We start from the raw sequence: 23,269 nt of genomic DNA, 5'->3' as shown, positions 1-23,269 counted from the left end.
ATCTCGCGCCCGATCCGTGCCGGCAGCAGACATGCAGCCCGTCGCCGCACGCCTTCCGCGCGCGCATGACTGTTGACCTCATCGATTGCGAGCGGCAGATGAAGGTCATGTGCCGACAAAAGCCGGCCCGCCCCGCGCATGGGGCGATGGAGGAGTGGATGATGCCCGGGAAGCCTGTCCGCAATCGTCGCCTTGGAATCGTCCTGCTTGGCGGGACCGGGTTGATGCTGGCCGCAATCCCGGCGCCGGCGCATCATTCCACCGCCATGTTCCACTGGGGCAAGGAAATGGAAATGAAAGGCGCCGTCGTGGAGCGCTGGGACTGGACCAATCCGCACACCTTCCTCTACGTCGCGCTGCCGGGCAAGAATGGCCAGACCGAGCACTGGGCGTTCGAAGGCATGAGCCCCAATCATCTTGGACGGACCGGCTGGAACAAGCGCATGTTCAAGCCCGGCGACCGGATCGACCTCACTTATTATCCGCTCAAGGACGGCCGCAAGGGCGGCTTCAACGTGACGGTCAAGCTGAGCGATGGAACCGTCAAGCGCCAGCTCGACAGCCCGACGACGCGGCCCGACCGACCGGGTTCCTGAACCCGCCCGGGCGCCTAGGACTGATCCCGCGCCTTGCCATCCTCGATCATCTGCCGCGCGTTTTCGGTGAGCGCATCGATGATGCTGATGAAGAACATGCGCTCTCCAGGCTCCTGCCCGCTCCACAGTCTTTGTTCGCGACAGGCGGCGAGCTGGTACATCTTCTCGAACATGGCCGCGCCCTCGGCCGTGGTCTCGAGCATGATGTCGCGGCGACGCGTCGGCCGCGACCGGACAACGAGACCCGCCTGCTCCAGATGCCCCACAGTGCGGCCAATCTGGCTCTTGTCCCGCGCCATGAGCTGGATGAGCCGGGCAAGCGGCATGGGCGGGCTCTCGCCAATGATGGAAAGCACTTGCCACTGGAAATGGGAAAGCCCGAACGCCCGCTGATAAGCCAACATCGCGCTGCGCTTGAGATAGGCGACAAGGCTGATGATCCGGGGCGTGATCAGGTTACTCGGTGGTGGCCGGATCGGCCGCCCGTCCGCCCCGGTCGACCAGGACGAGGGCAAAGGGGGCTGAGACAGGGCATTGATGATGCCCGCTTCCGCACTCAGCTGCCGCTCTTCGGCGTAGAGCTGGGCCGCCTGAACCGTGAGCTGCTCGCACAGGGCGGCGAAGCGCTTGAGGTCCGCCGGCGCGATGCCGTTCGTCAGCACGCCATCGCGGCTCCGGCCGATCGCCATGATGCGCTCGTAGATCCTGCGGCCGGGGGGCAGCAGCGTCAGCTTGGCCCGCAGCCGCTCGCGCTCCATCAGCCCCGCGGTCTCCAGCGGCTTGATCGCCCGGCTCACCTGCGCTTTCTCGTGGCCCGTGATCGCCACGATCTCCTGCGAGCTGAGCCCGCCCGATATGCCGATCATGATGATGAGTTGGCGATGGATCTCCTTGTAACCAACCTCGCGCTCGTAAACCGGCAGACCGCTTTCCCGGATCAGGCGCAGCAGGTTGGAAAGCCGCGCGCCCACGATCCGAAGATACAGGGGCTCCCGCTCCGGCGCGTCCACTCGCTCCTCGATCAGCTCCGACAGTATCTTGATCCTCCAATCCCTGCTCAGAAAGGCGACATGGTAAAGCCTATCCAGCGCCCGCAGGCAATCACCGCGATCCATATCGCCATCGAAAGAAGCCCCGCAAGCCGCGCACTGCCCGGGGGCGGCCCGCGCCGATCGAGCCGGCTCCCGCGCTGCACCACCAGATGGAACACCGCCATGTTCACGCCTGCCAGCACCAGCAGGATCATCTTGGCGCGAAAGGCGGTGTTGCCGAAATATCCATAGGGATTTGAAGCGAACAGGAGACCGCCCGTGACCACCGCGCCAATGAAGGCGATCCAAGTGATGGGCAGGATGGATCGGCCGAGGGACCGGATCGGATAATCGCGCGAGGCAAGCCCCATCAGCCGCAGATCGACCACAAGGATCGACCCGAACAGGATCGCAAGGCTGATGACATGGGCCGTTTCGATCCAGGGAAAAGCCAGCGGGTCCTCGGCCACATAGGTGCCGATGGCGCTGTTGCCGATCGCTTCGAGCAGGGTCTCGATCACGCCTCGCCTCCCTCAGCCCACATAAGCGATCCAGCGGCCGGCCATCGCGACCGCGATCCAGGCCGCGAAAACCACCACTGCCAGCAGCCGGACACCCGGCCGGGCCGGCCTGTCCGTCCGCGTGGCTCGCAGCGCGCGCGCGAGGCCGCGCGCCAGAAGGAGCGTGACGATCACCAGCAGCATCTTGGCGCGGAACAGCCAGTTCAGAAGTTCACGCTCGGGCTCCGCCAGGATCATCAGCAATCCGGTGCCGAGCAACGTCCAGAGCGCCAGGACGGTGGAGGTCCCGAACCGCGCCTGCCAGCGCGCGAGGCTCCAGTCCCGGCCGACCAGACCTATGCCGCGCAGGGCGATGATGAGAGAAGCCGTCAGCACGATCGCAACGGCGAGGATATGCACGGTCTGGACAAGCGGCAGCGCCCAGCTTGTCTCGCGAATGGTTGCTTGCAGCGGCAGGCCGTTGAGCCAGTCGATCAGTGGTTGAAGCCAGGCGTCCAAGCGATCCTCTCCCCCGAGCAGGTCCCGCCCAGCCTAGCGCCTTCGTGGACTCTGTCCACTGACTTGTCATCGACGACCGCCTGCGCGCTGCCGGGCCGGCGGCACCGCATCCAGCCGGTGTTCTAACAGGACTGGCCTCCGCCGCCATGCCCGCCTACAGAAGGTCAGCAAGAAGGCAGGGAGGCAATGTGCTGAGATTGTTCCGTTATGTCGCGCTGGTCGAGGGCATCACCACGCTTGCCCTGTTCCTCGTCGCGATGCCGCTGAAATATGTCTTCGACAATCCGGTGCTGATCCGTCCGGTCGGCATGATCCACGGCATAGCGTTTCTCGCTTATATCGCCGTGATGCTGTTCGTGCTGCCCGGCAGGGGCTTTGGCGCCCTCGGCTGGATCAGGACGACGCTCGCCGCCTTCTTCCCGTTCGGGACCTTCCTCAACGATCCCTATCTCAGGCGCCGGGAAGCCGCGCTGTCGGCACTTCGCCGGGTCTGATCCGGCGGGGGGGGCGCCGCCCCCGCCTGGCGTTATTTCAGCCGGGCCGCGTGCCAGCGGACATGCTCCGCCATGAAGGTCGAGATGAAATAATAGCTGTGATCGTAGCCGGGCTGCATGCGGATCGTCGCGGGCTGTCCGGCCTTCGCGCACGCTTCCTCCAGCAGATGCGTCTTCAGCTCCTGCTCCAGGAAATTGTCCGCGTCCCCCTGATCGACCAGCAGGTCGGGCAATCTCGCGCCGCCTTCGATCAGCGCCACGGCGTCGTGCTGCGCCCAGGCCGATGCATCGTCGCCCAGATAGCCGCCCAGCGCCTTCTGGCCCCATGGCACCTGGCTCGGCGCGACGATCGGCGCGAAGGCCGAGACCGAGCGGAAGCGATCCGGATTGCGCAGGGCGATGGTCAGCGCGCCATGGCCGCCCATGCTGTGCCCGGTGATCCCCTGTCGTGCCATGTCGGCCGGGAAATGCGCGGCGATCAGCGCCGGCAGTTCCTGCTCGATGTAGCTGCGCATCCGGTAGTTGGCCGCGAAGGGCGCCTGCGTTGCGTCGACATAGAAGCCGGCGCCGAGCCCGAAATCATATTTGCCCTCGGGATCATCGGGGACGCCCTCGCCGCGCGGGCTGGTATCGGGGGCGACGAAGATGATCTTCTCCGCAGCGCAGGCCGCGCGATACTCGCCCTTCTCCATGACATTGGCATGCGTGCAGGTGAGGCCCGAGAGATAGAACAGCACCGGCAGGGTTTCGCCGGGCTCATGGTCTGGAACGAAGACGGCGAAGGTCATCGCCGTCTTCGTCTCCGCCGAGTCATGCCGGTAGACGCCCTGGACGCCGCCATAGGCCTTGTTCGTCGAGAGCGTCTCCAGCGTCATGGATCAGGCCCCTTCAGGCAGCTGGCAGAAAGCGCAAATCTTGTTGCCGAACGGATCGCGCAGATATGCACCATAAGCGTTGCCCGGCGCCTGCGGGCGCTTGCCCGGTTCGCCCGCGCAGGTGCCGCCATTGGCGAGGGCCGGCAGCGTGGAAAGCATCGACCTGGTCCTTGTCAGCCGCCGCGAAGCCGATGGTCCCGCCATTGGCGTGCGTGGCCGGCGCGCCATCGATCGGCGTCACGAAGCCGAAGGTGCCGCCATTGTGCGAGTAAAAGGCGCGGTCGCCGATATTGTGCCCGGCACCGGCGCCCAGCGCGCCAAGAACCGCATCGTAGAACTTCGTGCTCTGCGCGAGATCGTTGGTGCCGACCATGACGTGAGTAAACATTGTATCTCTCTCCTCAATATTGGGTGGAGTGGTCTTGATTGGGTTTCCCTGCGCGCCCTGGGCCTTAATCCGGCTCATCCCAGGCGGCACAAAGCTTGTTTCCGGCCGGATCGCGCAGATAGGCAACCCAGACGCCCCGGCCTGTGCCGGACGACGTACGATATTCCGGTTCGCCTTCACAGGCCTGGCCGCCATGCGTCAGGCCAGCGCCATACCAGGCTTTCACTCCCTCCGGCGAAGGCGCAAGAAAGCCGACGGTGCCGCCGTTCGCATGGGTTGCGGGCTGGCCGTTGATCGGATGGCCGACAATGAAGATCACGCCCTGATGCCGATACAGGAGACGGCCCTTGGCATCCGCCTGCGCCGGCGCGACGCCGATCGCCTCAAAGGTCGCATCATAAAAGGCGCGTGCCGATGCAAGATCGTCTGCACCCAGAACCATATGCCTCAACAAGGGCGTGTCTCCCGGAAAGGAAAGCGCGGTCAGCCGATCGATGCGATCAGAACACCACGACCGAGCGGATGCTCTTGCCGGCGTGCATCAGGTCGAAGGCGGTGTTGATTTCTTCCAGGCCCATGACGTGCGTGATCATGGGATCGATCTCGATCTTGCCGGTCATGTACATATCGACGATCTTGGGCACGTCCGTGCGGCCCTTGGCGCCCCCGAAGGCCGTGCCGCGCCAGTTGCGGCCGGTGACCAGCTGAAACGGCCGCGTGCTGATCTCCTTGCCCGCCTCGGCCACGCCAATGATGATCGAGGTGCCCCAGCCGCGATGGCAGGCTTCCAGCGCCGTGCGCATCACTTCGGTATTGCCGGTCGCGTCGAAGGTATAGTCCGCGCCGCCGTCGGTCATCGCGACGATCTTCGCCACCACATCCTCGCGGCTCATGCCCTTGCTATTAAGGAAGTCGGTCATGCCGAACTTGCGGCCCCATTCCTCGCGATCCGGGTTGATGTCGACGCCGATGATCTTGTTCGCACCAGCAAGCCGCGCGCCCTGGATCACGTTGAGGCCAATGCCGCCCAGACCGAAGATCACGACATTGTCGCCGACCTGCACCTTGGCGGTGTTGATGACCGCGCCGACGCCCGTCGTCACGCCGCAGCCGATGTAGCAGCTCGTCTTGAAGGGCGCGTCCTCGCGGATCCTGGCAACCGCGATCTCGGGCAGGACGGTGAAGTTCGAGAAGGTCGAGCAGCCCATATAATGGTAGATCGGCTGGCCCTTGTAGGAAAAGCGCGTCGTGCCGTCCGGCATCAGTCCCTTGCCCTGCGTCGCGCGGATGGCGGTGCACAGGTTCGTCTTGCCGGACAAGCAGGACTTACACTGGCGGCACTCGGGCGTGTAAAGCGGGATCACATGGTCGCCCGGCACCACCGATGTGACACCGGCACCGACTTCCCGCACGATTCCCGCACCTTCATGACCCAGGACGCTCGGGAAGATCCCCTCGCTGTCCAGGCCATCGAGCGTATAGGCATCGGTATGGCAGATCCCGGTCGCCATGATCTCGACGAGCACTTCGCCAGCCTTCGGCCCCTCGAGATCCAGTTCCACGATCTCAAGCGGCTTTTTCGCCTCGAACGCGACGGCAGCACGTGTCTTCATCCGATCTCCTCCCCGGGAATGCGCAGGGGCGCGGGCTCCGCTCCGCGCCGTTGGTCCAGCGCTTGTTGGGGGGTGATGACGATTCGGGCAACCCTTAAGCGCCCACAGCCCTGGAAAGGGTGGCCTGTCAGTTCGCCTTGAGGGTGTCCGTCGGCACGGTCTGCGCCTGAGGGGGCATGGCCGCGAGATAATCGCCGACGATCCTGTTCCACCGCTCATAGCCGATCGTACTCAGATGCAGCCGGTCGGGCCCGTAACAGGCCTGATCCGGGCCTTCCTCGCCCAGCAGGTCCGAGGCCACATCGACAAAGGCGAATGACCCTGTCTTGCGCGCCTGCCTCTCGATCAGCCGGTTCGCCCGCTTGATCGTCGAGTGGCGATCCTTGCGAGCGGGCGCATATTTCATGGACAGATAAGCGATCCGCGCATCGGGATAGTCGCTCCGCAGGCGCGCCATCAGCCTGCCTACGTCCCGCGCCACGGTGCTGGCGCCGCGACCCAGCGCGATGTCGTTCTCCCCGACATACACGACGATGCTGTCCGGTCGCTGCTTCGCGACCAGCACATCATAGCTCGCCAGCACATCGGTCACGGTTGAGCCGCCAAAGCCGCGATTGACGGTATGGGCTGTCGGGAAGCTCGTCCGCAGATCCCACAGTCTGACGCTGGACGAGCCCAGGAACAAGGCACCGCCCGACTGCGCCGGCAGGCCTGCGTCCTTCTCCGCGAACGCGGCGAGCTCGGCCATGAACCGGCGCGGCGCCTCGCTGCCTGACTGCTGGCCGGGGGCCGGCTTCGCACCGGCAGGCACCATGGCAAGCGCCGTCAGGCTGGCGGCAACCAGCAGCAGCGTGGCCTGAATCGGTCTGCGGCCCATCAACACGATGCGCTCGTCTCCGTACGGTTTTTGTTGAGCTTCCCCTGTTCAGAAGCATCGCGAACCTAACGGATTCCCGCCCCGGATTGAAGGTCTTTGCGACGAAATGCATGAGCGACTGAGCGGGGCATGGCGCGCCACGCCCCGCGCCCGCTCCCAGCGCTCAGTAGCCGACGGTGAAGCGCATGTTCCTGTGCCGGGGCTCCTCGATCTCGTCGATCATCGCAATGGCAAAATCCTCGTAGCTGATCGAGCTCTTGCCGTCCCCGGCCGTGAGCAGCGTGTCGGTACCGAGACGGAACGTGCCCGTGCGCTCACCGGGGCCGAAGAACATCGCGGGCGACAGGAAGGTCCATTCGAAACTGGCGCTGTCCTTGAGGCGATTGAGGAAATCGCGCGCCGGCGCGGCTTCCACCTTGATGAAGTCCGGAAAGCCCGGGGTGTCGAGCAGCACGACGCCGTCATCATTCTTCAGGCTCGCGGCCCCGCCGACCACGAGCAGACGGATGCCTGCTTTCCCGGCGATCGCGAAGACCGCATCGAAGTTCAGGTCCTTGAACGGCATCGAGAGGATGACCGCGTCATGGCCGGCCAGCAATGCGGCAGTGGCATCGACATCGTTGATGTCCGCTTTCGCCCAGGTCACGCCGTCGCGGGGCGCCTGCTCGTCCGCATGGCGGGAAATGCCGGTGACGCTGTGCCCCCGGCGGGTCGCTTCATCGACGAGGCGCTGACCGGCATTGCCCGTGGCGCCCAGGATCGCGATTTTCGACATGATTGTTCTCCCTCTCCACAAGGCTCCGCCTGCGACTCCGTAGCGAGGCAAGCCCAAGTTGACTTTGCCCTCTTGTCGCCGATGGCGGCGAAACACAAGCCAATGGCAAAGAGAGCCATGTTCCCCTCTATCTTGCGCCGCGATCTCAGAGGGGCTCCCGAGCGCCAACCCTCGCCGTCCGCAGCGCAGTGCGGAGCGCGTCCAGGAACGGCGGATCGGCGAGCGCCGGGGGATCGCCATGCGGTCCGAACAGGAAGCCGATCGTCCGGCGCAGGTCGAACCCCGCGAGCAACGGTCGGACGACGCCTTCATGGGCATGGCTTTCCGGCATGACCGTGATGCCCAGCCCCGCCGCCACCATCGCCAGCACCCGCTCGTCATTGGTCGATCGCATCGCGAAGAAAGGGCGAACCCCGCGTTCGGTGAAATGCCGGCTGGTGGCCGCCAGCGCTTCGCAATGGCGCCGGACGATCATCGTCTCGCTCGCCAGCGCCTCGGCGGTCAGGACGGATTGCTGCGCCAGCTTGTGGCCCGCGGGCATTGCCAGCCGGTAGCCCTCCTCCAGGATCGCCTCTTCCCGGAACCGAGTCTCGCCGGGGCGGATGATGGACACCGCCAGGTCGATCCGCCCGCGTGCCAGATGGGCGTGGATGTCCCGCTCATTGCCTTCGACGATCTCGATCTGGCTTCCGGGCCTCTCCCCCCGACCGACGCCAAGCGCCGCTGCAAGGCGATCCGATGGCACGCTCGACAGCCAGCCGATGCGCAAGCGACGCGCGGGCTGGACATCCGCCAGCGCGCGTTCGGCCAGATTATACTCGCTTTCGATCCGCCGCGCGTGGACGAGAAACCGCGCGCCGGCGGCGGTGAGTTCCACCCGCTGGCTGGAGCGCAGGAACAGCGGCGCGCCGAGTTCGTTCTCCAGCTTTGCGATGCCCACGGAAAGCGTGGGCTGCGAGACATGGCATAACGCCGCTGCACGGGAGAAATTGCCTTGGTCCACCACGGCGAGGAAGTAGCGCAGGAGATATCGGTCCAGCATAGATGCTGTCTATGTCTTGCTTCCCTTGATTTCAATTTTTCCAATGCACCCCGTTAGGATAATGAGGACAGGAACAGGCCGCCGGGTAAGGCGCGGCCGGACAGGAGAGGCGCATGGAGCAACTGGATTTCTCGCTCGGCGAAACCGCGGACATGATCCGCGAGACCTGCCGCCGCTTCGCTGCCGACCGGATCGCGCCCATCGCCGCGCAGGTGGACCGGGAAGACCGTTTCCCCATCGAGCTGTGGCCGGAGATGGGCGCGCTCGGCCTGCACGGCATCACCGTGAAGGAGGAGGATGGCGGGCTCGGGCTTGGCTATCTCGAACATGTGATCGCCTGCGAGGAGATCAGCCGGGCCTCGGCTTCCGTCGGCCTTTCCTATGGCGCGCACTCAAACCTGTGCATCAACCAGATCGCGCGCTGGGCGACCCCGGAGCAGAAGGCGAAATATCTGCCCGGCCTCATCGCCGGCGATCATGTCGGCAGCCTGGCCATGTCGGAGACCGGCGCGGGATCGGACGTCGTCTCCATGAAGCTGCGCGCCGACGCCGTGCAGGGCGACTATGTGCTCAATGGCACCAAATTCTGGATCACCAACGCCGCTTATGCCCAGACTCTCGTCGTCTATGCGAGGACGGACGCGGCCGGCGGATCGAAGGGCATCACGGCCTTCCTGATCGAGAAGGACATGGACGGCTTCGCGATCGGCCAGAAGATCGAGAAGATGGGCATGCGCGGTTCGCCCACGGCGGAACTGGTGTTCGATGATTGCCATGTACCGCAGGAGAATATCCTCGGGGAGCTGGGCGGCGGCGTGAAGGTGCTGATGTCCGGCCTCGATTATGAGCGCGTCGTGCTGTCCGGCGTCCAGCTCGGCATCATGCAGGCCTGCCTCGACACGGTGCTGCCTTATGTCCGCGAGCGCCGCCAGTTCGGCAAGCCCATCGGCGCCTTCCAGCTCATGCAGGCCAAGGTGGCGGACATGTATGTCGCACTCAATTCGGCCCGCGCCTATGTCTATGCGGTGGCGAAGGCCTGTGACGCGGGCAAGACCACCCGCTTCGACGCCGCCGGTGCCATCCTGCTCGCCAGCGAGAACGCCGTGAAGGTGGCGCTGGAGGCAGTGCAGGCGCTCGGGGGCGCAGGCTATACGACAGACTGGCCGGTGGAGCGCTATCTGCGCGATGCCAAGCTGCTGGATATCGGCGCGGGCACCAATGAGATCCGCCGCATGCTGATCGGCCGGGAACTGGTGGGCGGCGAGGGATGACCGTACGCACCATCCGCCTGCCCCGCGATCGCCGGGAAACAGCGCAGCCCTCGCCGGGCCGCACAGTCTCCAGCCGCGCCATGGAGCAACTTGGACGCGCCGGTCGGAGCACCTCATGAGCGATTCCCTCCTCACTGCCTTCCAATATTATGGTGCGGCCGCTGCCACCCTCGCCGCGTTGATCGTGGCGCTCGATCTCGGCAGGCGCGTGACGGGCTGGGCCTTCGTGCTCTTCGTCACGAGTTCGCTCGCGCTGATCACCTGGGGCTTCCTCCAGCCGGACAGCGAAGGGATCGGGTTCCAGAACATCGCGCTGCTCGTCATCAACGCGACCGGCGTCTATCGCTATCTCATTCGCAAGAAGGCGCCCGCATGACCGGCCCCGTCCTTCCCACGGCGATCGACACCGCGAGCCCGGAGTTCGCGAGCCGCGCCGCGCACAACCGAGCGCTGCGGGACCGGCTCCATGCCGATGTCGCGAAGGCCGCTCTGGGTGGGGGCGAGCGTGCCCGCGATCGGCATGTGGCGCGCGGCAAGCTGCTGCCCCGCGCGCGCGTCGAGCGGCTGCTCGATCCGGGCAGCCCCTTCCTCGAGATCGGCCAACTCGCCGCTCATGGCGAGTATGATGGGGACGTGCCGGGCGCCGGCATCATCGCGGGCATCGGCCGCGTAGCGGGTCGTCAGGTGATGATCGCCTGCAACGACGCCACGGTGAAGGGCGGCACCTATTATCCCCTCTCGGTGAAGAAGCATCTGCGGGCGCAGGAGATCGCGGCGGAAAACCGCCTGCCCTGCATCTATCTGGTCGACAGCGGCGGCGCCAACCTCCCGCACCAGAGCGAGGTCTTTCCGGATCGCGATCATTTCGGCCGCATCTTCTTCAATCAGGCGAACATGTCCGCGCAGGGCATTGCCCAGATCGCCTGCGTGATGGGCTTCTGCACGGCCGGCGGCGCCTATGTGCCCGCCATGTCCGACGAGAGCGTGATCGTGCGGGATCAGGGCACCATCTTCCTCGCAGGCCCGCCGCTGGTGAAGGCCGCGACGGGCGAGGAGATCAGCGCCGAGGACCTGGGCGGCGGCGAGCTGCATGCCCGCAAGTCCGGCGTCGCGGATCATCTCGCCGAGAATGACGACCATGCGCTGACGATCGTGCGGGACATTGTGAGCCACCTCCCCGCCGACCGCACGCCCGACATCCCGCTCATCCTCCCCCGCCCGCCGAAATATGATCCCGAGGAACTCTACGGCATCATCCCCGAGGATGTCCGCGCGCCTTATGACGTGCACGAGGTCATCGCCCGGATCGTGGACGGCAGCGAATTCCACGAGTTCAAGGCGCTTTACGGTTCGACGCTGGTCTGCGGCTTCGCCCATATCTGGGGCATGCCCGTCGCGATCCTCGCCAACAATGGCGTGCTGTTCAGCGAAAGCGCGCAGAAGGGCGCGCACTTCATCGAACTGGCCTGCCAGCGCCGCACGCCGCTGCTCTTCCTTCAGAATATTTCGGGCTTCATGGTCGGCGGAAAATATGAAGCGGAAGGCATTGCGAAACATGGCGCAAAGCTCGTCACGGCCGTGGCCACCGCGCAGGTGCCCAAGATCACGGTGCTGATCGGCGGCAGCTTCGGCGCGGGCAATTACGGCATGGCCGGGCGCGCTTATTCCCCGCGCTTCCTCTTCTCCTGGCCCAACAGCCGCATCAGCGTGATGGGCGGCGAGCAGGCGGCCAGCGTCCTCGCCACCGTCCACCGCGACGCGGACAATTGGACGCCCGAGGAAGCGGAAGCCTTCAAGGCGCCGATCCGCGAGCGCTTCGAAGCGGAGGGCAACCCATGGCACGCGACGGCCCAGCTGTGGGACGACGGCATCATCGACCCCGCGCAGACGAGGGACGTGCTGGGGCTGGCCTTCGCGGCGACGCTCAACGCGCCCATCCCGGAAAGGGCAGCCTTCGGGCTGTTCCGGATGTGAGGGATATGACATCCGGCCTTCCTCATCCGTGCCACGCCGAGCTGGTTTCAGCATTTGGCCGCCCGATCATCCTGCCGTCGCGAGCCCATCCATGATCACGTCCCTCCTCATCGCCAATCGCGGCGAGATCGCTTGCCGGATCATCCGCACTGCGCGGGCCATGGGCATCCGCACCATCGCGGTCTATTCGGATGCCGATGCGCAGGCGCTGCATGTCCGGGAGGCGGACGAGGCCGTGCATGTCGGCCCCTCCCCCGCCCGCGAGAGCTATCTGGTGGGCGAGAAAATCATCGCCGCCGCCAAGCAGACCGGCGCGCAGGCCATCCACCCCGGCTATGGCTTCCTCAGCGAGAATGCCGACTTCGCGCAGGCGGTCATCGATGCCGGGCTGGTGTGGGTCGGCGCCACGCCGCATTCCATTCGCGCGATGGGACTCAAGGATGCCGCCAAGGCCCTGATGCAGGCGGCCGGAGTCCCCGTCACGCCCGGCTATCTCGGCGAGGACCAGTCACCCGAGCGGCTGAAAGCCGAGGCCGACACCATCGGCTATCCCGTGCTCATCAAGGCCGTCGCAGGGGGCGGCGGCAAGGGCATGCGCCGGGTGGACGCGGCCGCCGATTTCCTCGATGCGCTCGCCTCCTGCAAGCGCGAGGCCGCGTCCTCCTTTGGCGACGATCGCGTGCTGATCGAGAAATATATCCTCTCGCCGCGCCATATCGAGGTGCAGGTGTTCGGCGACACCCATGGCAACATCGTCCATCTGTTCGAGCGCGACTGCTCGCTCCAGCGGCGGCACCAGAAAGTGATCGAGGAAGCGCCCGCCCCCGGCATGGACGAGGCGACGCGCGAAGCCCTTTGCGCCGCTGCCGTGCGCGCCGCGCAGGCGGTGGACTATGTCGGCGCCGGCACGATCGAGTTCATTGCCGATGCCAGCCAGGGGCTCTCCGCCGATCGCATCTGGTTCATGGAAATGAACACGCGGCTGCAGGTGGAGCATCCGGTGACCGAGGAGATCACCGGCGTCGACCTGGTGGAGTGGCAATTGCGCGTGGCCAGTGGCGAACCGTTGCCCAAGCGCCAGGACGCGCTCGCCATCCAGGGCCATGCGATCGAAGCGCGGCTCTATGCCGAGGATGTCGCGGCAGGCTTCCTCCCGTCCACCGGTCCGCTCACTCATTTCCACATCGATGGCTGGACGCAGACCGGCCATGCCCGCATCGAGACCGGCGTACGGCAGGGCGACGCCATCTCGCCCTTCTATGATCCCATGATCGCCAAGCTCGTCACGCATGCGGCATCGCGGGAAATCGCCATGCAGAGCCTTGGCGGCATCTGCGAAGATGTGATCTGCTGGCCAGTGCGGTGCAATGCCGGCTTCCTTGGCCGGCTGCTGCGCGATCCCGATTTTGCCGCGGGGCAAGTGGATACCGGCCTTATCGAGCGAAAGCTGCCCGAGCTGACCCCCGCCGGCGAGCCGAGCGCGCATGCGCTCGAGGCCGTGGCGCGGATCGCGACGAACCATGGGCCCGGACGGAGCGACCATGGGGCGGCGGGATCGGGACCATGGGCCGGCCTGCGCGGCTTCCGGCTCAATGGCCCGGCAGCGCCCGTCACCATCCGCCTGACCGACGGCAAGCGCGACTATGCCCTGACCGTGCCGGAGGACGAGAGCGGCGCATTCGTGCCCATTGGCGTCGTGAGCGAGGGCTATCTCGTCAATGAGGACGGCAGCAGTTTCATGCTGACCGAAGCCCGCTATGCGGCCGACGCCACCGGCGGCGCTTCGGACGGCGCCATCCTCGCCCCCATGCCGGGCCGCATCATCGCGGTGGACGTGACCGAGGGCCAGAGCGTCACGCGGGGCCAGAAGCTGCTCACGCTCGAGGCCATGAAGATGGAGCACAGCCTCACCGCGCCGTTCGATGGCACCGTGGCCGCGCTCACTGCCACCGTCGGCGGGCAGGTGCAGGTGGACGCGCTGCTCGCGCGCATCGAGCCCGCAGCGTCGGCCTGACCTTGTTTCAGCCCCCCTCCTGACGCATGCTTCCCGGCACGCAAACGGCAGCAAGACGGAGAAGAGAATGACCGCCCGTTTCTTCGATGAGCTCAGGATCGGCGACATCATCGTCCACCCCGTCCGCCGCACAGTGACGGAAACGGACAATCTCCTCTGGTCGGCCATGACGCACAATCCGCAGCCGCTGCATCTCGACGCCGAGGCAGCGAAGGCGACCGAGTTCGGCCGGATCCTCGTCAACTCGACCTTCACGCTCAGCCTCATGGTGGGCCTCTCGGTCGAAGGCACGACGATGGGCTGCCTCATCGCCAATCTCGGTTTCGACAGGATCGTGCTGCCCGCCCCGGTGTTCATCGGTGATACGCTGCGCTGCGAGAGCGAGGTGACAGCCCTGCGCAAGAGCAAGTCGCGCCCCAATGCGGGCATCGCGACATGGGAGCATCGCCTCTCCAACCAGCGCGACGAGATCGTCTGCAAGGGGCTGCGCACGGCCCTGCTCCTGCGCGAGCCGGCGGCATGAGGGCCCTACGCTCCCTGCTGTTCGTGCCCGGCGACCGGCCGGACCGCTTCGGGAAGGCGGCCGCAAGCGGCGCGGACGCGGTGATCCTGGACCTTGAGGATTCGGTCCTGCCCGAGCGCAAGGCGGCAGCGCGGGCGGCCGTGACGGAGTGGATGGCCGGCGAGCGCATGGTCCCCGCCATCCTGCGCATCAACCCGCTCGACAGCGATGCGATCCGGGAAGACATTCATTGCCTGCGCGCCGCCCGGCCGGATGCCGTGATGCTGCCCAAGGCGGAAGGCGCGGCATCGATCAATCTGCTCGACGAGCTGCTCGGCACGGAAACGGTGCCGGTGATCCCCATCGCCACGGAAACGCCTGCCGCGCTGTTCGAACTCGGCAGCTACCGCAACTGCGCCGACCGGCTCGCCGGGCTGAGCTGGGGCGCGGAGGACCTGCCCGCCGCCATCGGCGCGAGCACCGCGCGGGAGGCGGACGGGCGCTACACCCCGCCCTATGAAATGGTGCGCAGCCTCGCCCTCTTCGCGGCCCATGCGGCGGGCGTGCCGGCCATCGACACCGTGTTCCCCGCCCTCTCGGACATGGACGGCCTCGCCGCTTATGTCGCACGCGCGCGGCGGGACGGCTTCACCGGGATGCTCGCGCTGCATCCCGCGCAAGTGCCCGTCATCAATGCCGGCTTCACGCCAGATGCCGATGAAGTGGCGCGGGCGCGCGCGATTGTGGAGGCTTTCGCCGCGCATCCCGGCGCGGGCGCGCTGTCGCTCGACGGGCGCATGGTCGATCGCCCCCATCTGGCGCAGGCACGCCGCATCCTCGCCATGGCGCAGGCCACGAACGGCTGATGGGCGCGAGGGGCGACGCGAGACCCCATATGCAAAGCGATCAGGACCGTCTTATGCAAAGGCGCCCTGCTCAGAACAGGCTTTGCAGGTCGGGTGATCTTCAGCCTACCAGCGGTTCTCTTGCACGTAGGTGATGAATGCCTTGAGGGGCGCAGGAACATACTCCCGCCCATGGTAGTACAGAAACGGACCTGAAAAGCTCTGCCAGAACGGTTCCAGGATCGGCTCCAGCAATCCGCTATCGAAAGCCGGTCGCAGCCAATCCTCGAACAGATGTATGATACCGCACCCGTCGATGGCAGTCGAAACGGCGAGGTCGATCGCGTTTATATCCACCGATATCGGACCAGTCGGCTCGATCCTCACCACAGTGCCAGCACGTTCGAATTCCCACGCAGCAGACGCACCGCTGCTCAGCCGGCCATGCAGACACGCGTGATCAAGCAGATCCTCGGGTTGCTCGGGACGTCCATGCCGCGCCAGATAAGCAGGCGACGCGGCAGTGGCAAACCGCTGTCTGGCGGGCCCGATCGGTACAGCGATCATGTTCTTGGTCAGCCGCTCGTCATAGCGGATGCCGGCATCGCACCCCTCTGCAAGTATATCCACAAAGCCGTGTTGCGCCACGACTTCCACCCGAATGTTGGGATAGGCAGCCACGAAGCCGGGCAGAATTCTCGGCAGCACCAGACGGGCGACATTTACCGGCACGTTGAGGCGGATCTTTCCCGCAGGCTCGTGACGGTACTTATTTGCACGCTCCAGAGCGGCCTCCACGTCCGCCATGGCGGATTGCAGATGCTCCAGCAGATGCGCGCCCGCTTCGGTCGTGACCACGCTGCGGGTGGTGCGATGGAGCAGCCGGACGCCAAGCTGGCTTTCAAGCCGCTTCACCGCACCGCTCAGACTGGATGCACTGATGCCTGTCGCGACCGAAGCGTCCCGGAATCCCCCTGCTGCCGCGACGGCGACGAATGCCCGCGCAGCCGCGAAGTCAGCAGGCATTGTTCAAATTTCCGTACAGCATGTCAGCTGATTACTATATTATCCATTCGATATGAAACGCTTATGTCTCCGGTGAAAGGAGATCACCATGAGCGATATTCGACGCATTGCCATAATCACCGGAGGCAGCAGGGGGATGGGACGCGACGCAGCGATCCGTCTGGCCCATCAGGGTGTCTCGTCGATCATCACCTACAACAGCCGGCAAGACGAGGCTGAAAAGGTCGTCACAGCCGTTCGGGAGGCTGGCGCGGCGGCCGTCGCATTGCAATTGGACGTTGGCCGGGCGGATATCTTTGACGGGTTCGTCACCCAGGTTCGCAATGCACTGGCCTCGCTCGGCGCCAGTAGCTTCGATTATCTCGTCAACAACGCGGGCGCCTCATCGACCGCGACCCTGCAGAATGGGACCGAAGCGGAACTGGATGCGCAGTTTGCAATCCACTTCAAAGGCCCTTTTCTGCTGACGCAGAAGCTGCTGCCGCTGATGAACAACGGTGGTCGCATCGTGAATATCTCATCCGGACTTGCGAGATTCTCGTTTCCGGGGCGTGCGATTTATGGGCCGATGAAGGCAGCCGTCGAGGCACTGACCCGATATATGGCTCTGGAGCTGGGGGAGCGCCGTATCGCCGTCAACGTTGTCGCCCCTGGCGCCATAGCGACGGACTTCAGCGGTGGAGTCGTGCGCGACAATCCAGAGGTGGCAAAAGCACTGGCGTCGCATACTGCGCTCGGCCGCGTCGGCGGTCCTGAAGATGTTGGCCCCGTGATCGCGGGCCTTCTCTCCAACGATTTCGGTGGGGTCAATGGCCAGCGGATCGAGGTCACCGGCGGATTTCATCTCTGATCGGTTCGCTGTGCTCAGTCGTCCCAAATACGACTCAACTGGCAAGCCGGGATGACAATATGGCGATAGCCCAATCACCAACGCCGCGCCCCGGCCTTCAGCCGGGCTCCACGGCTCTTGGCCGCCCGGCCTCGTCCACGGCGACGAAGGTGATGATGCCGTCCGTCACTTTCGCCGCGGCATCGCCGTCGCGCGGGCGGCTCCAGGCTTGCACCGCGATGCGCATGGAGCTGCGGCCGAGGCGGTCCAGCCGCGTGTAGATGGAGAGCTCGTCGCCGGCCCGGACGGGCCGCAGGAAGGCGATGCCCTCGATCGCGGCGAGCACCGCCCGCCCCCGCGAGTAGCGCGAGGCGAAGGCGCTCGCGGCGAGATCCATCTGCCCGACCAGCCAGCCGCCGAACATGTCGCCATAGAAATTGGCATCGGCGGGCATGGCGGTGACGCGGATGGTCGGCTGTTCGTCCGGCAGGGCGCCATGCGGCTCCGTGCCGCCGGATTCAGACATGGATGGCATGGCCCAGCGCCTTGAGCGCGCTTTCATGAACGGCCTCGCCGAGCGTGGGATGCGCGTGGATCATGCCCGCCACATCCTCGAGCGTCGCGCCCATCTCGATCAGCGCCACGAAGCCGCTGGCAAGCTCGGAGACATGGCGGCCCACGGCCTGCAGGCCCACGATCCGCCCGCTGCCCTTCTCCGCCACCGTGCGCACGAAGCCGCCGCTATCCCCCGCCTCCATGCTGAGCGCGCGACCATTGGCCATGAAGGGGAACTGGCCGACCACATGGTTCTCGTCCGCCCGCTCGACGCCCACGGTCACGATCTCCGGCTCGGTGAAGCAGATGGCGGGGATCGCGACCGGATCGAAGCGGCGACGCTTGCCCGCGATGATCTCCGCGACCATCTCGCCCTGCGCGGACGCGCGATGGGCCAGCATCGGCTCGCCGGTCACGTCGCCGATCGCCCAGACATTGCGGCTCGAGGTGGCGCAGCGCTCGTCCACCTTGATGAAGCGCCCGTCCATCTCGATGGCCATCGTCTCCAGGCCCCAGCCCTGCGTGTTCGGCTTGCGGCCGACGGTGACGAGAATCTTCTCGGCGGGGATGGCGAAGCGATCCCCCAGCGGCGTCTCGATATCCAGCCCGCGCGCCGATCGGCCGCCTGCCCGCGCCTGCAGGTGAAGCTCCACGTCATGCGCATGCAGCCAGTCCAGCACCGGGCGGGTGAGCAGCTCGTCATAGAGCGGGAGAATGCGCTCGGCCGCCTCGACCAGCGCCACGCGCACGCCCAGCTTGGCGAAGGCGATCCCCAGCTCAAGGCCGATATAACCCGCCCCGACCACCGCCAGCGTGCGCGGCAATTCGGTGAGCGCAAGCGCTTCGGTGGAGGAAAGCACGTCCCCGCCGAAGGGCAGCGAGGGCAGTTCGACCGGCAGGGAGCCGGTGGCGAGAATGACATGCTCGGGCTCGATCTTGACCGGGCCCTCCGCCGTCTCGACCGTGCAGCTCTTGGCATCGGCGAAGCTGGCCCAGCCCTTCAGCACCGTCACTTGCGCCCGCCGCAGCAGGGCCGTTACGCCATTGCTCAGCCGGTCGACGATCCCGTCCTTCCAGCGCATGGTCGCGGCGAGATCGAGCGTCGGCGGGGCGGCGAGGCGGATGCCGAGATGGCCACCCTGCGCCGCCGCGCGGGACGTCTCGGCGAAAAGGTCCGCCGCGTGGATGATCGCCTTGGAAGGAATGCAGCCGCGCGTCAGGCAAGTGCCGCCCGGCCGGCCGGCCTCGACCAGCACCGTCTCCAGCCCGAGCTGCCCGGCGCGGATCGCGGCGACATAGCCGCCCGGCCCGCCACCGACGACGAGCACGCGCGGGCGAAGCGTCCGGCCGCTCATGCGCCGTCTCCCATGAAGATGAGCGCGGGATGCTCGATCAACCGCTTCAGCGCCTGAATGAACGAGGCGGCGTCATAGCCATCGACGATGCGATGATCGAAGGAGGAAGAGATGTTCATCACCTTGCGCACGCTCACAAATTGCCCCTGCACGACCGGCTTCTCGACGATCCGGTTCGGCCCGATGATCGCGACTTCCGGGTGATTGATGACCGGCGTCGTCGCGATGCCGCCGAGCGGCCCGAGGGACGTGATGGTGATGGTGGAGCCGGAAAGCTCCTCGCGCTTCGCCGTTCCTTCCCGCGCGGCAGCCGAGAGCCGGGCGATCTCGCGCGCGATCTCCGCAAGCGTCAGCGCCTCGGCATGGCGGAGCACCGGCACCATCAGCCCGCCCGGCGTCTGCGTCGCGATGCCGACATGCACGCCGGCAGAGACATGCAGCACGCCCTCGTCATCATCGAAGCGCGCATTGACCTGCGGAAAGTCCGGCAGGGCACGCACGAGCGCACGGATGAGGAACGGCAGCAAGGTGAGCTTGGGCTGGCCCTCGTCCGGCCGGGCATTCATCTCGGCGCGCAACGCCTCGATCTGCGTGACATCCACTTCCTCGACATAAGCAATGTGCGGGATGCGCCGCTTGGCCTCCTGCATCCTCTCCGCGATGCGGCGGCGCAGGCCGACGATCTTCACATCCTCGCCGCCCGTGCGCGGCGCGAGCCCGCCGGGCGCGCGGGCCATGCCGCCCGATGCGATGAAATCATCGAGATCGGATGGCAGGATGCGCCCGCCCGGACCGGTGCCGGGCACGAACTGGAGCGGGATGCCGAGCTCATACGCCCGGCGGCGCGTGGCCGGAGCCGCAAACACCTGCCGGGGGCCGATGGGGATATCCACGCGCCCCGCCACGGCGCGGCTTTTCTCCGGCGGCGGCGCGGTTCGCGGCGCGGCCTGCGCGGGCGATGTGCGTTCCGGCGCGACGGCGGGGGCCGCCTCCACTCTGCTTTCCCCAGTTGCCGCTGACGGAGGCGCCGGCGGCTCGACGGAGGCGCCGGGTTCGGCTTGCGCCGGGGCATTACCCTCGCCTTCCACCTCGAGCTCGACCAGCACCGCGCCGACGGCGAGCATCGCGCCGACCTCGCCATGCACGGCCGTCACCGTGCCATCGACCGGCGAGGTCATTTCCACTGTCGCCTTGTCGGTCATCACGTCGGCCAGATTGTCGTCCTCGCGGATGCGGGCGCCCGGCTGCACATGCCAGGCGACGATCTCCGCCTCGGTCACGCCTTCCCCGATGTCCGGCAGGCGGAAGAGATAGCGTCCCATCGCGTCAGTCCTCCATGGCCTTGCGGAGCGCGGCCGCCAGCCGGCCGGGGCCGGGCATGTAATCCCATTCGAATGCGTGGGGATAAGGCGTGTCCCAGCCGGCGACCCGCAGGATGGGGCTCCGCAGCGCCCAGAAGCAGCGCTCCTGCACCAGTGCCGAAAGCTCGCCGCCGAAGCCGCCGAAGCGCGTCGCCTCGTGAAAGATCACGCAGCGCCCCGTCTTCGCCACCGAGGCGGTGATCGCCTCGATATCCAGCGGGACGATCGAGCGCAGGTCGATCAGCTCGGCATCCACGCCGCTTTCCTCGATGCCTGCCTTGGCGACATGGACCATGGTGCCATAAGCGAGCACCGTCACGTCCTTGCCCTCGCGCACCGTCGCGGCCTTGCCGAGCGGCACGGTATAGTGCCCCTCCGGCACCTCGGCGAGCGGATCGCCCGTGCCGGCCCAGCTCTTGAGCTGTTCGTCCGGCCGCGCGTAGAATGGCCCGTTGTAGATGCGCTTGGGCTCCATGAAGATGACGGGATCGTCATCCTCGATCGACGCGATCAGCAGCCCCTTGGCATCATAGGGATTGGACGGGATCACGGTCTTGAGCCCGGTCACATGCGCGAACAGTGCCTCGGGCGACTGGCTGTGCGTCTGCCCGCCGAAAATGCCGCCGCCATAAGGCGACCGCACCGTGATCGGCGCCCAAAACTCGCCGCCGGACCGGTAGCGCAGCCGCGCCGCCTCGGACACGAGCTGATCGAAGGCCGGCAGGATATAGTCCGCGAACTGGATCTCCGCGACTGGCCGCAGCCCGTAGACGCCCATGCCGATGGCGGTCGCGATGATGCCGCCTTCCGCGATCGGCGTGTCGAAGCAGCGCGTGAGCCCGTGCTTCGCCTGAAGCCCGTCCGTCACCCGGAACACGCCGCCGAAATAGCCGATATCCTCGCCGAACAGCACCACGTCGGGATCCTGCGCCAGCTTGACGTCGAGAGCGCTGTTGAGCGCCTGGATCATGTTCATCAGCGCCATGGGCCGGTCACACTCCCATTTCGCGGCGCTGCTCGATCACGCGCCAGTCGGGTTCGCTGAACACATGCTCGAACATCTCGCTCACCGGCGGCTTGGATTTGCCCAGCGTGCCGACCGCCTCGCCTTCCTTCATGGCCGCCCGCACGGCCTGATCGAGTTCCTCGGTCAGTGCGGCGTGGCGGGCATCATCCCATTCGCCGAGCGCGATCAGGTGCCGCTTCAGCCGCTCGACGGGGTCGCCAAGGGGGAAATGGCTGGCTTCGTCGCTCGGCCGGTAACGGGTGGGATCGTCGGAGGTGGAATGGCCGGCCACGCGATAAGTGACGAACTCGATGAGCGTCGCGCCGAGATTGGCGCGCGCCCGCTCCACCGCCCATTGCGTCACGGCCCAGACGGCGAGGAAATCATTCCCATCGACGCGCAGGCCGGGCAGGCCGAACCCGATCGCCCGCGCCGCAAGCGGCGCTTCCTGCGCGCCGGCAAAGCCCGAATAGCTGGAGATCGCCCACTGGTTGTTGGTGATGCACAGCAGGCAGGGCGCGTGATAGACGGACGCGAAGGTCAGCGCTTCGTGGAAATCGCCTTCCGCCGTGGTGCCGTCGCCCACATAGGCCAGCGCCAGCTTGTCGTCGCCCTTGTAGGCCGAGGCCATGGCCCAGCCCACCGCATGGCCCATGCGGCTGCCCAGATTGCCCGAGAGCGAATAGAAGCCATAATCCCGCGCGGAATAGAGAATGGGCAATTGCCGTCCCTTGAGCGGATCGCGCTCATTGGAGAAGATCTGGTTGACCAGATCGATGAGCGGATAGTCCCGCGCCATCAGCCAGCCCAGCACCCGGTAGGTGGGAAAGCACATGTCGCCCTTGCCCAGCATCAGCGACTGCGCAACGGGGATCGCCTCCTCGCCCGTCGACTTCATGTAGAAGCTGGTCTTGCCCTGCCGGTGCGCGCGGAACATGCGATCATCGAAGATGCGGGTCAGCATCATGGCGCGCAGGCCGCGGATCAGCGTCTCGACGGGGACATCAGGCTTCCATGGACCGACAGCCTGCCCCTCATCATCCAGTACCCGGACGAAACGATAGGGCACTTCGCGCATGTCGAGCCCCCGCGTCTCGGGATGAGGGCGGTCTGCCGCTCCTGCCGGCTCGAGGCGCAGATGCGAAAAGTCGGGCACGCCGCCGGGGCGCGCATCCGGCTCGGGAATGTAGAGAGAGAATGATGGTTCATTCCTCATCGGCAACCTCTCCAGGTCTGTTCTTCTCGGGGAAGTGTCTCACAGCCGCCTGCGGAACGACATTGCTTTCTGCGCAGGCAGAGCGCATGAATCCGGAACAATGATCCTATCTCAGCCATGAAAACGGAAGAATTTTCTCTCGACCCGTTCGATCGAAAGATTCTGGCCGAGTTGCAGGCCGCTCCGGAGATCAGCATCAGTGCGCTGGCGGAGCGGATCGGCCTCTCGCAGACGCCGTGCTGGCGGCGACTGAAAGCGCTGGAGCAGCAGGGCTATATCGCGGGGCGCGCCGTGCTGCTCGATGCCCGGCGCCTGGGTCTGGTCGTCGACGTGTTCGCGCATGTCCGGCTCAGCCATCATGACGGCGACACGCTCGACACGTTCGAGGCGGCGGTGAGCGGGCATCCGGAAGTCGTGGCCTGCTACTCGATGAGCGGCGAAAGCGACTATCTCGTGCGGATCCTGTGCCGCAGCATCGAGGCCTATGACGCCTTCCTGAAGCAGAAGCTCCTGCGGCTGCCGGGCGTCACGGCGGTCAATTCCAGCTTCTCGCTCAAGACGGTCAAGCAGACCACCGAACTGCCCATCGACCCCGAGTAGCGCCA

General features: G+C 66.1%; 25 protein-coding genes and 1 pseudogene. 10 read left to right on the top strand and 16 right to left on the bottom strand.

Translation table 11 applies throughout. The annotated features are described in order from the left end of the window. Positions 1 to 65 precede the first annotated feature (65 nt). Positions 66 to 596 (top strand): DUF6152 family protein, encoded by a 531-nt coding sequence (locus HNP60_RS04700; RefSeq protein ID WP_184150797.1) that lies wholly within the window; start codon positions 66 to 68, stop codon positions 594 to 596. A 14-nt stretch (positions 597 to 610) separates the two neighbouring features. Here the strand turns inward: HNP60_RS04700 and HNP60_RS04695 are convergent, their stop codons facing one another. Genes HNP60_RS04695 through HNP60_RS04685 form a run of 3 tightly spaced genes read right to left on the bottom strand, consistent with a single transcriptional unit; the run spans position 611 to position 2,646 of the window. Next, the gene (locus HNP60_RS04695) at positions 611 to 1,711 is read right to left on the bottom strand and encodes a MarR family winged helix-turn-helix transcriptional regulator (protein ID WP_184150794.1); all 1,101 of its coding nucleotides are present in this window, start codon (positions 1,709 to 1,711) and stop codon (positions 611 to 613) included. Further along, positions 1,654 to 2,148 (bottom strand): DUF6644 family protein, encoded by a 495-nt coding sequence (locus HNP60_RS04690; protein ID WP_184150791.1) that lies wholly within the window; start codon positions 2,146 to 2,148, stop codon positions 1,654 to 1,656. Before HNP60_RS04690 ends, HNP60_RS04695 begins: the two co-directional genes overlap by 58 nt. Before the next feature lie 12 nt (positions 2,149 to 2,160). Beyond that, on the bottom strand, positions 2,161 to 2,646 hold the full coding sequence (locus HNP60_RS04685) for a DUF6644 family protein (RefSeq protein ID WP_184150788.1): 486 nt from the start codon (positions 2,644 to 2,646) through the stop codon (positions 2,161 to 2,163). Positions 2,647 to 2,834: 188 nt separating this feature from the next. Between HNP60_RS04685 and HNP60_RS04680 the strand changes: the two genes are divergently transcribed. Further along, complete coding sequence (locus HNP60_RS04680) at positions 2,835 to 3,140, top strand: DUF3817 domain-containing protein (RefSeq protein WP_338056690.1); 306 nt, start codon at positions 2,835 to 2,837, stop codon at positions 3,138 to 3,140. Positions 3,141 to 3,172: 32 nt separating this feature from the next. On the opposite strand, the gene fghA is transcribed toward HNP60_RS04680, so the two are convergent. From fghA to HNP60_RS04645, 7 genes and pseudogenes are all read right to left on the bottom strand, one after another. Continuing rightward, on the bottom strand, positions 3,173 to 4,015 hold the full coding sequence (gene fghA / locus HNP60_RS04675) for an S-formylglutathione hydrolase (RefSeq protein WP_274703321.1): 843 nt from the start codon (positions 4,013 to 4,015) through the stop codon (positions 3,173 to 3,175). 3 nt (positions 4,016 to 4,018) lie between these two features. Continuing rightward, a pseudogene (locus tag HNP60_RS04670) lies at positions 4,019 to 4,403 on the bottom strand (VOC family protein). A gap of 64 nt (positions 4,404 to 4,467) precedes the next feature. Further along, entirely contained in the window at positions 4,468 to 4,845 is a 378-nt protein-coding gene (locus HNP60_RS04665; protein ID WP_420825241.1) for a VOC family protein, read from the bottom strand. 58 nt (positions 4,846 to 4,903) lie between these two features. Further along, the gene (locus HNP60_RS04660) at positions 4,904 to 6,016 is read right to left on the bottom strand and encodes an S-(hydroxymethyl)glutathione dehydrogenase/class III alcohol dehydrogenase (protein WP_184150782.1); all 1,113 of its coding nucleotides are present in this window, start codon (positions 6,014 to 6,016) and stop codon (positions 4,904 to 4,906) included. A gap of 127 nt (positions 6,017 to 6,143) precedes the next feature. Next, positions 6,144 to 6,893, bottom strand: a complete 750-nt coding sequence (locus tag HNP60_RS04655) for a GDSL-type esterase/lipase family protein (RefSeq protein WP_184150780.1) — start codon at positions 6,891 to 6,893, stop codon at positions 6,144 to 6,146. A gap of 163 nt (positions 6,894 to 7,056) precedes the next feature. After that, the gene (locus HNP60_RS04650; protein WP_184150778.1) at positions 7,057 to 7,668 is read right to left on the bottom strand and encodes an NAD(P)-dependent oxidoreductase; all 612 of its coding nucleotides are present in this window, start codon (positions 7,666 to 7,668) and stop codon (positions 7,057 to 7,059) included. A 145-nt stretch (positions 7,669 to 7,813) separates the two neighbouring features. Beyond that, positions 7,814 to 8,710, bottom strand: a complete 897-nt coding sequence (locus HNP60_RS04645) for a LysR family transcriptional regulator (RefSeq protein WP_184150775.1) — start codon at positions 8,708 to 8,710, stop codon at positions 7,814 to 7,816. A 113-nt stretch (positions 8,711 to 8,823) separates the two neighbouring features. Here HNP60_RS04645 and HNP60_RS04640 point away from each other — a divergent pair, with 113 nt between their 5' ends. The 6 genes from HNP60_RS04640 (at position 8,824) to HNP60_RS04615 (ending at position 15,337) form a co-directional block, all read left to right on the top strand. Beyond that, positions 8,824 to 9,981, top strand: coding sequence for an acyl-CoA dehydrogenase family protein (locus HNP60_RS04640; RefSeq protein WP_184150772.1), 1,158 nt, complete (start codon positions 8,824 to 8,826; stop codon positions 9,979 to 9,981). 115 nt (positions 9,982 to 10,096) lie between these two features. Then, a complete protein-coding gene (locus HNP60_RS04635; protein WP_014075300.1) occupies positions 10,097 to 10,357 on the top strand; it encodes a hypothetical protein in 261 nt (86 codons plus the stop codon). Continuing rightward, positions 10,354 to 11,955 (top strand): carboxyl transferase domain-containing protein, encoded by a 1,602-nt coding sequence (locus tag HNP60_RS04630; protein WP_184150769.1) that lies wholly within the window; start codon positions 10,354 to 10,356, stop codon positions 11,953 to 11,955. The genes HNP60_RS04635 and HNP60_RS04630 overlap by 4 nt, the downstream gene beginning before the upstream one ends. A gap of 91 nt (positions 11,956 to 12,046) precedes the next feature. Next, complete coding sequence (locus HNP60_RS04625; RefSeq protein WP_184150766.1) at positions 12,047 to 13,969, top strand: acetyl/propionyl/methylcrotonyl-CoA carboxylase subunit alpha; 1,923 nt, start codon at positions 12,047 to 12,049, stop codon at positions 13,967 to 13,969. Further along, a complete protein-coding gene (locus HNP60_RS04620; RefSeq protein WP_338056689.1) occupies positions 13,878 to 14,492 on the top strand; it encodes a MaoC family dehydratase in 615 nt (204 codons plus the stop codon). The genes HNP60_RS04625 and HNP60_RS04620 overlap by 92 nt, the downstream gene beginning before the upstream one ends. Further along, complete coding sequence (locus HNP60_RS04615; RefSeq protein ID WP_184150760.1) at positions 14,489 to 15,337, top strand: HpcH/HpaI aldolase/citrate lyase family protein; 849 nt, start codon at positions 14,489 to 14,491, stop codon at positions 15,335 to 15,337. Before HNP60_RS04620 ends, HNP60_RS04615 begins: the two co-directional genes overlap by 4 nt. A gap of 105 nt (positions 15,338 to 15,442) precedes the next feature. Here the strand turns inward: HNP60_RS04615 and HNP60_RS04610 are convergent, their stop codons facing one another. Beyond that, positions 15,443 to 16,342, bottom strand: coding sequence for a LysR substrate-binding domain-containing protein (locus tag HNP60_RS04610; protein ID WP_184150757.1), 900 nt, complete (start codon positions 16,340 to 16,342; stop codon positions 15,443 to 15,445). Between the two features lie 88 nt (positions 16,343 to 16,430). Here HNP60_RS04610 and HNP60_RS04605 point away from each other — a divergent pair, with 88 nt between their 5' ends. After that, positions 16,431 to 17,192, top strand: a complete 762-nt coding sequence (locus HNP60_RS04605; protein ID WP_184150754.1) for an SDR family NAD(P)-dependent oxidoreductase — start codon at positions 16,431 to 16,433, stop codon at positions 17,190 to 17,192. Positions 17,193 to 17,289: 97 nt separating this feature from the next. Here the strand turns inward: HNP60_RS04605 and HNP60_RS04600 are convergent, their stop codons facing one another. Genes HNP60_RS04600 through HNP60_RS04580 form a run of 5 tightly spaced genes read right to left on the bottom strand, consistent with a single transcriptional unit; the run spans position 17,290 to position 22,664 of the window. Further along, positions 17,290 to 17,697, bottom strand: a complete 408-nt coding sequence (locus HNP60_RS04600; RefSeq protein WP_184150751.1) for an acyl-CoA thioesterase — start codon at positions 17,695 to 17,697, stop codon at positions 17,290 to 17,292. Beyond that, complete coding sequence (gene lpdA / locus HNP60_RS04595) at positions 17,690 to 19,081, bottom strand: dihydrolipoyl dehydrogenase (protein ID WP_184150749.1); 1,392 nt, start codon at positions 19,079 to 19,081, stop codon at positions 17,690 to 17,692. The genes HNP60_RS04600 and lpdA overlap by 8 nt, the downstream gene beginning before the upstream one ends. Next, a complete protein-coding gene (locus HNP60_RS04590) occupies positions 19,078 to 20,403 on the bottom strand; it encodes a dihydrolipoamide acetyltransferase family protein (RefSeq protein ID WP_184150747.1) in 1,326 nt (441 codons plus the stop codon). The genes lpdA and HNP60_RS04590 overlap by 4 nt, the downstream gene beginning before the upstream one ends. Positions 20,404 to 20,407: 4 nt before the next feature. Then, positions 20,408 to 21,418 (bottom strand): alpha-ketoacid dehydrogenase subunit beta, encoded by a 1,011-nt coding sequence (locus tag HNP60_RS04585; protein WP_274703324.1) that lies wholly within the window; start codon positions 21,416 to 21,418, stop codon positions 20,408 to 20,410. Positions 21,419 to 21,434: 16 nt separating this feature from the next. After that, complete coding sequence (locus HNP60_RS04580; protein WP_184150743.1) at positions 21,435 to 22,664, bottom strand: thiamine pyrophosphate-dependent enzyme; 1,230 nt, start codon at positions 22,662 to 22,664, stop codon at positions 21,435 to 21,437. A 117-nt stretch (positions 22,665 to 22,781) separates the two neighbouring features. Here HNP60_RS04580 and HNP60_RS04575 point away from each other — a divergent pair, with 117 nt between their 5' ends. Continuing rightward, the gene (locus HNP60_RS04575; RefSeq protein WP_184050388.1) at positions 22,782 to 23,264 is read left to right on the top strand and encodes an Lrp/AsnC family transcriptional regulator; all 483 of its coding nucleotides are present in this window, start codon (positions 22,782 to 22,784) and stop codon (positions 23,262 to 23,264) included. Positions 23,265 to 23,269: the final 5 nt, after the last annotated feature.

The organism is Sphingobium lignivorans, assembly GCF_014203955.1.
In the GTDB taxonomy this organism is placed as follows: domain Bacteria; phylum Pseudomonadota; class Alphaproteobacteria; order Sphingomonadales; family Sphingomonadaceae; genus Sphingobium; species Sphingobium lignivorans.
The sequence above is the reverse complement of the archived record's forward strand: the minus strand, read 5'-3'. Positions and strand labels throughout refer to the sequence as shown.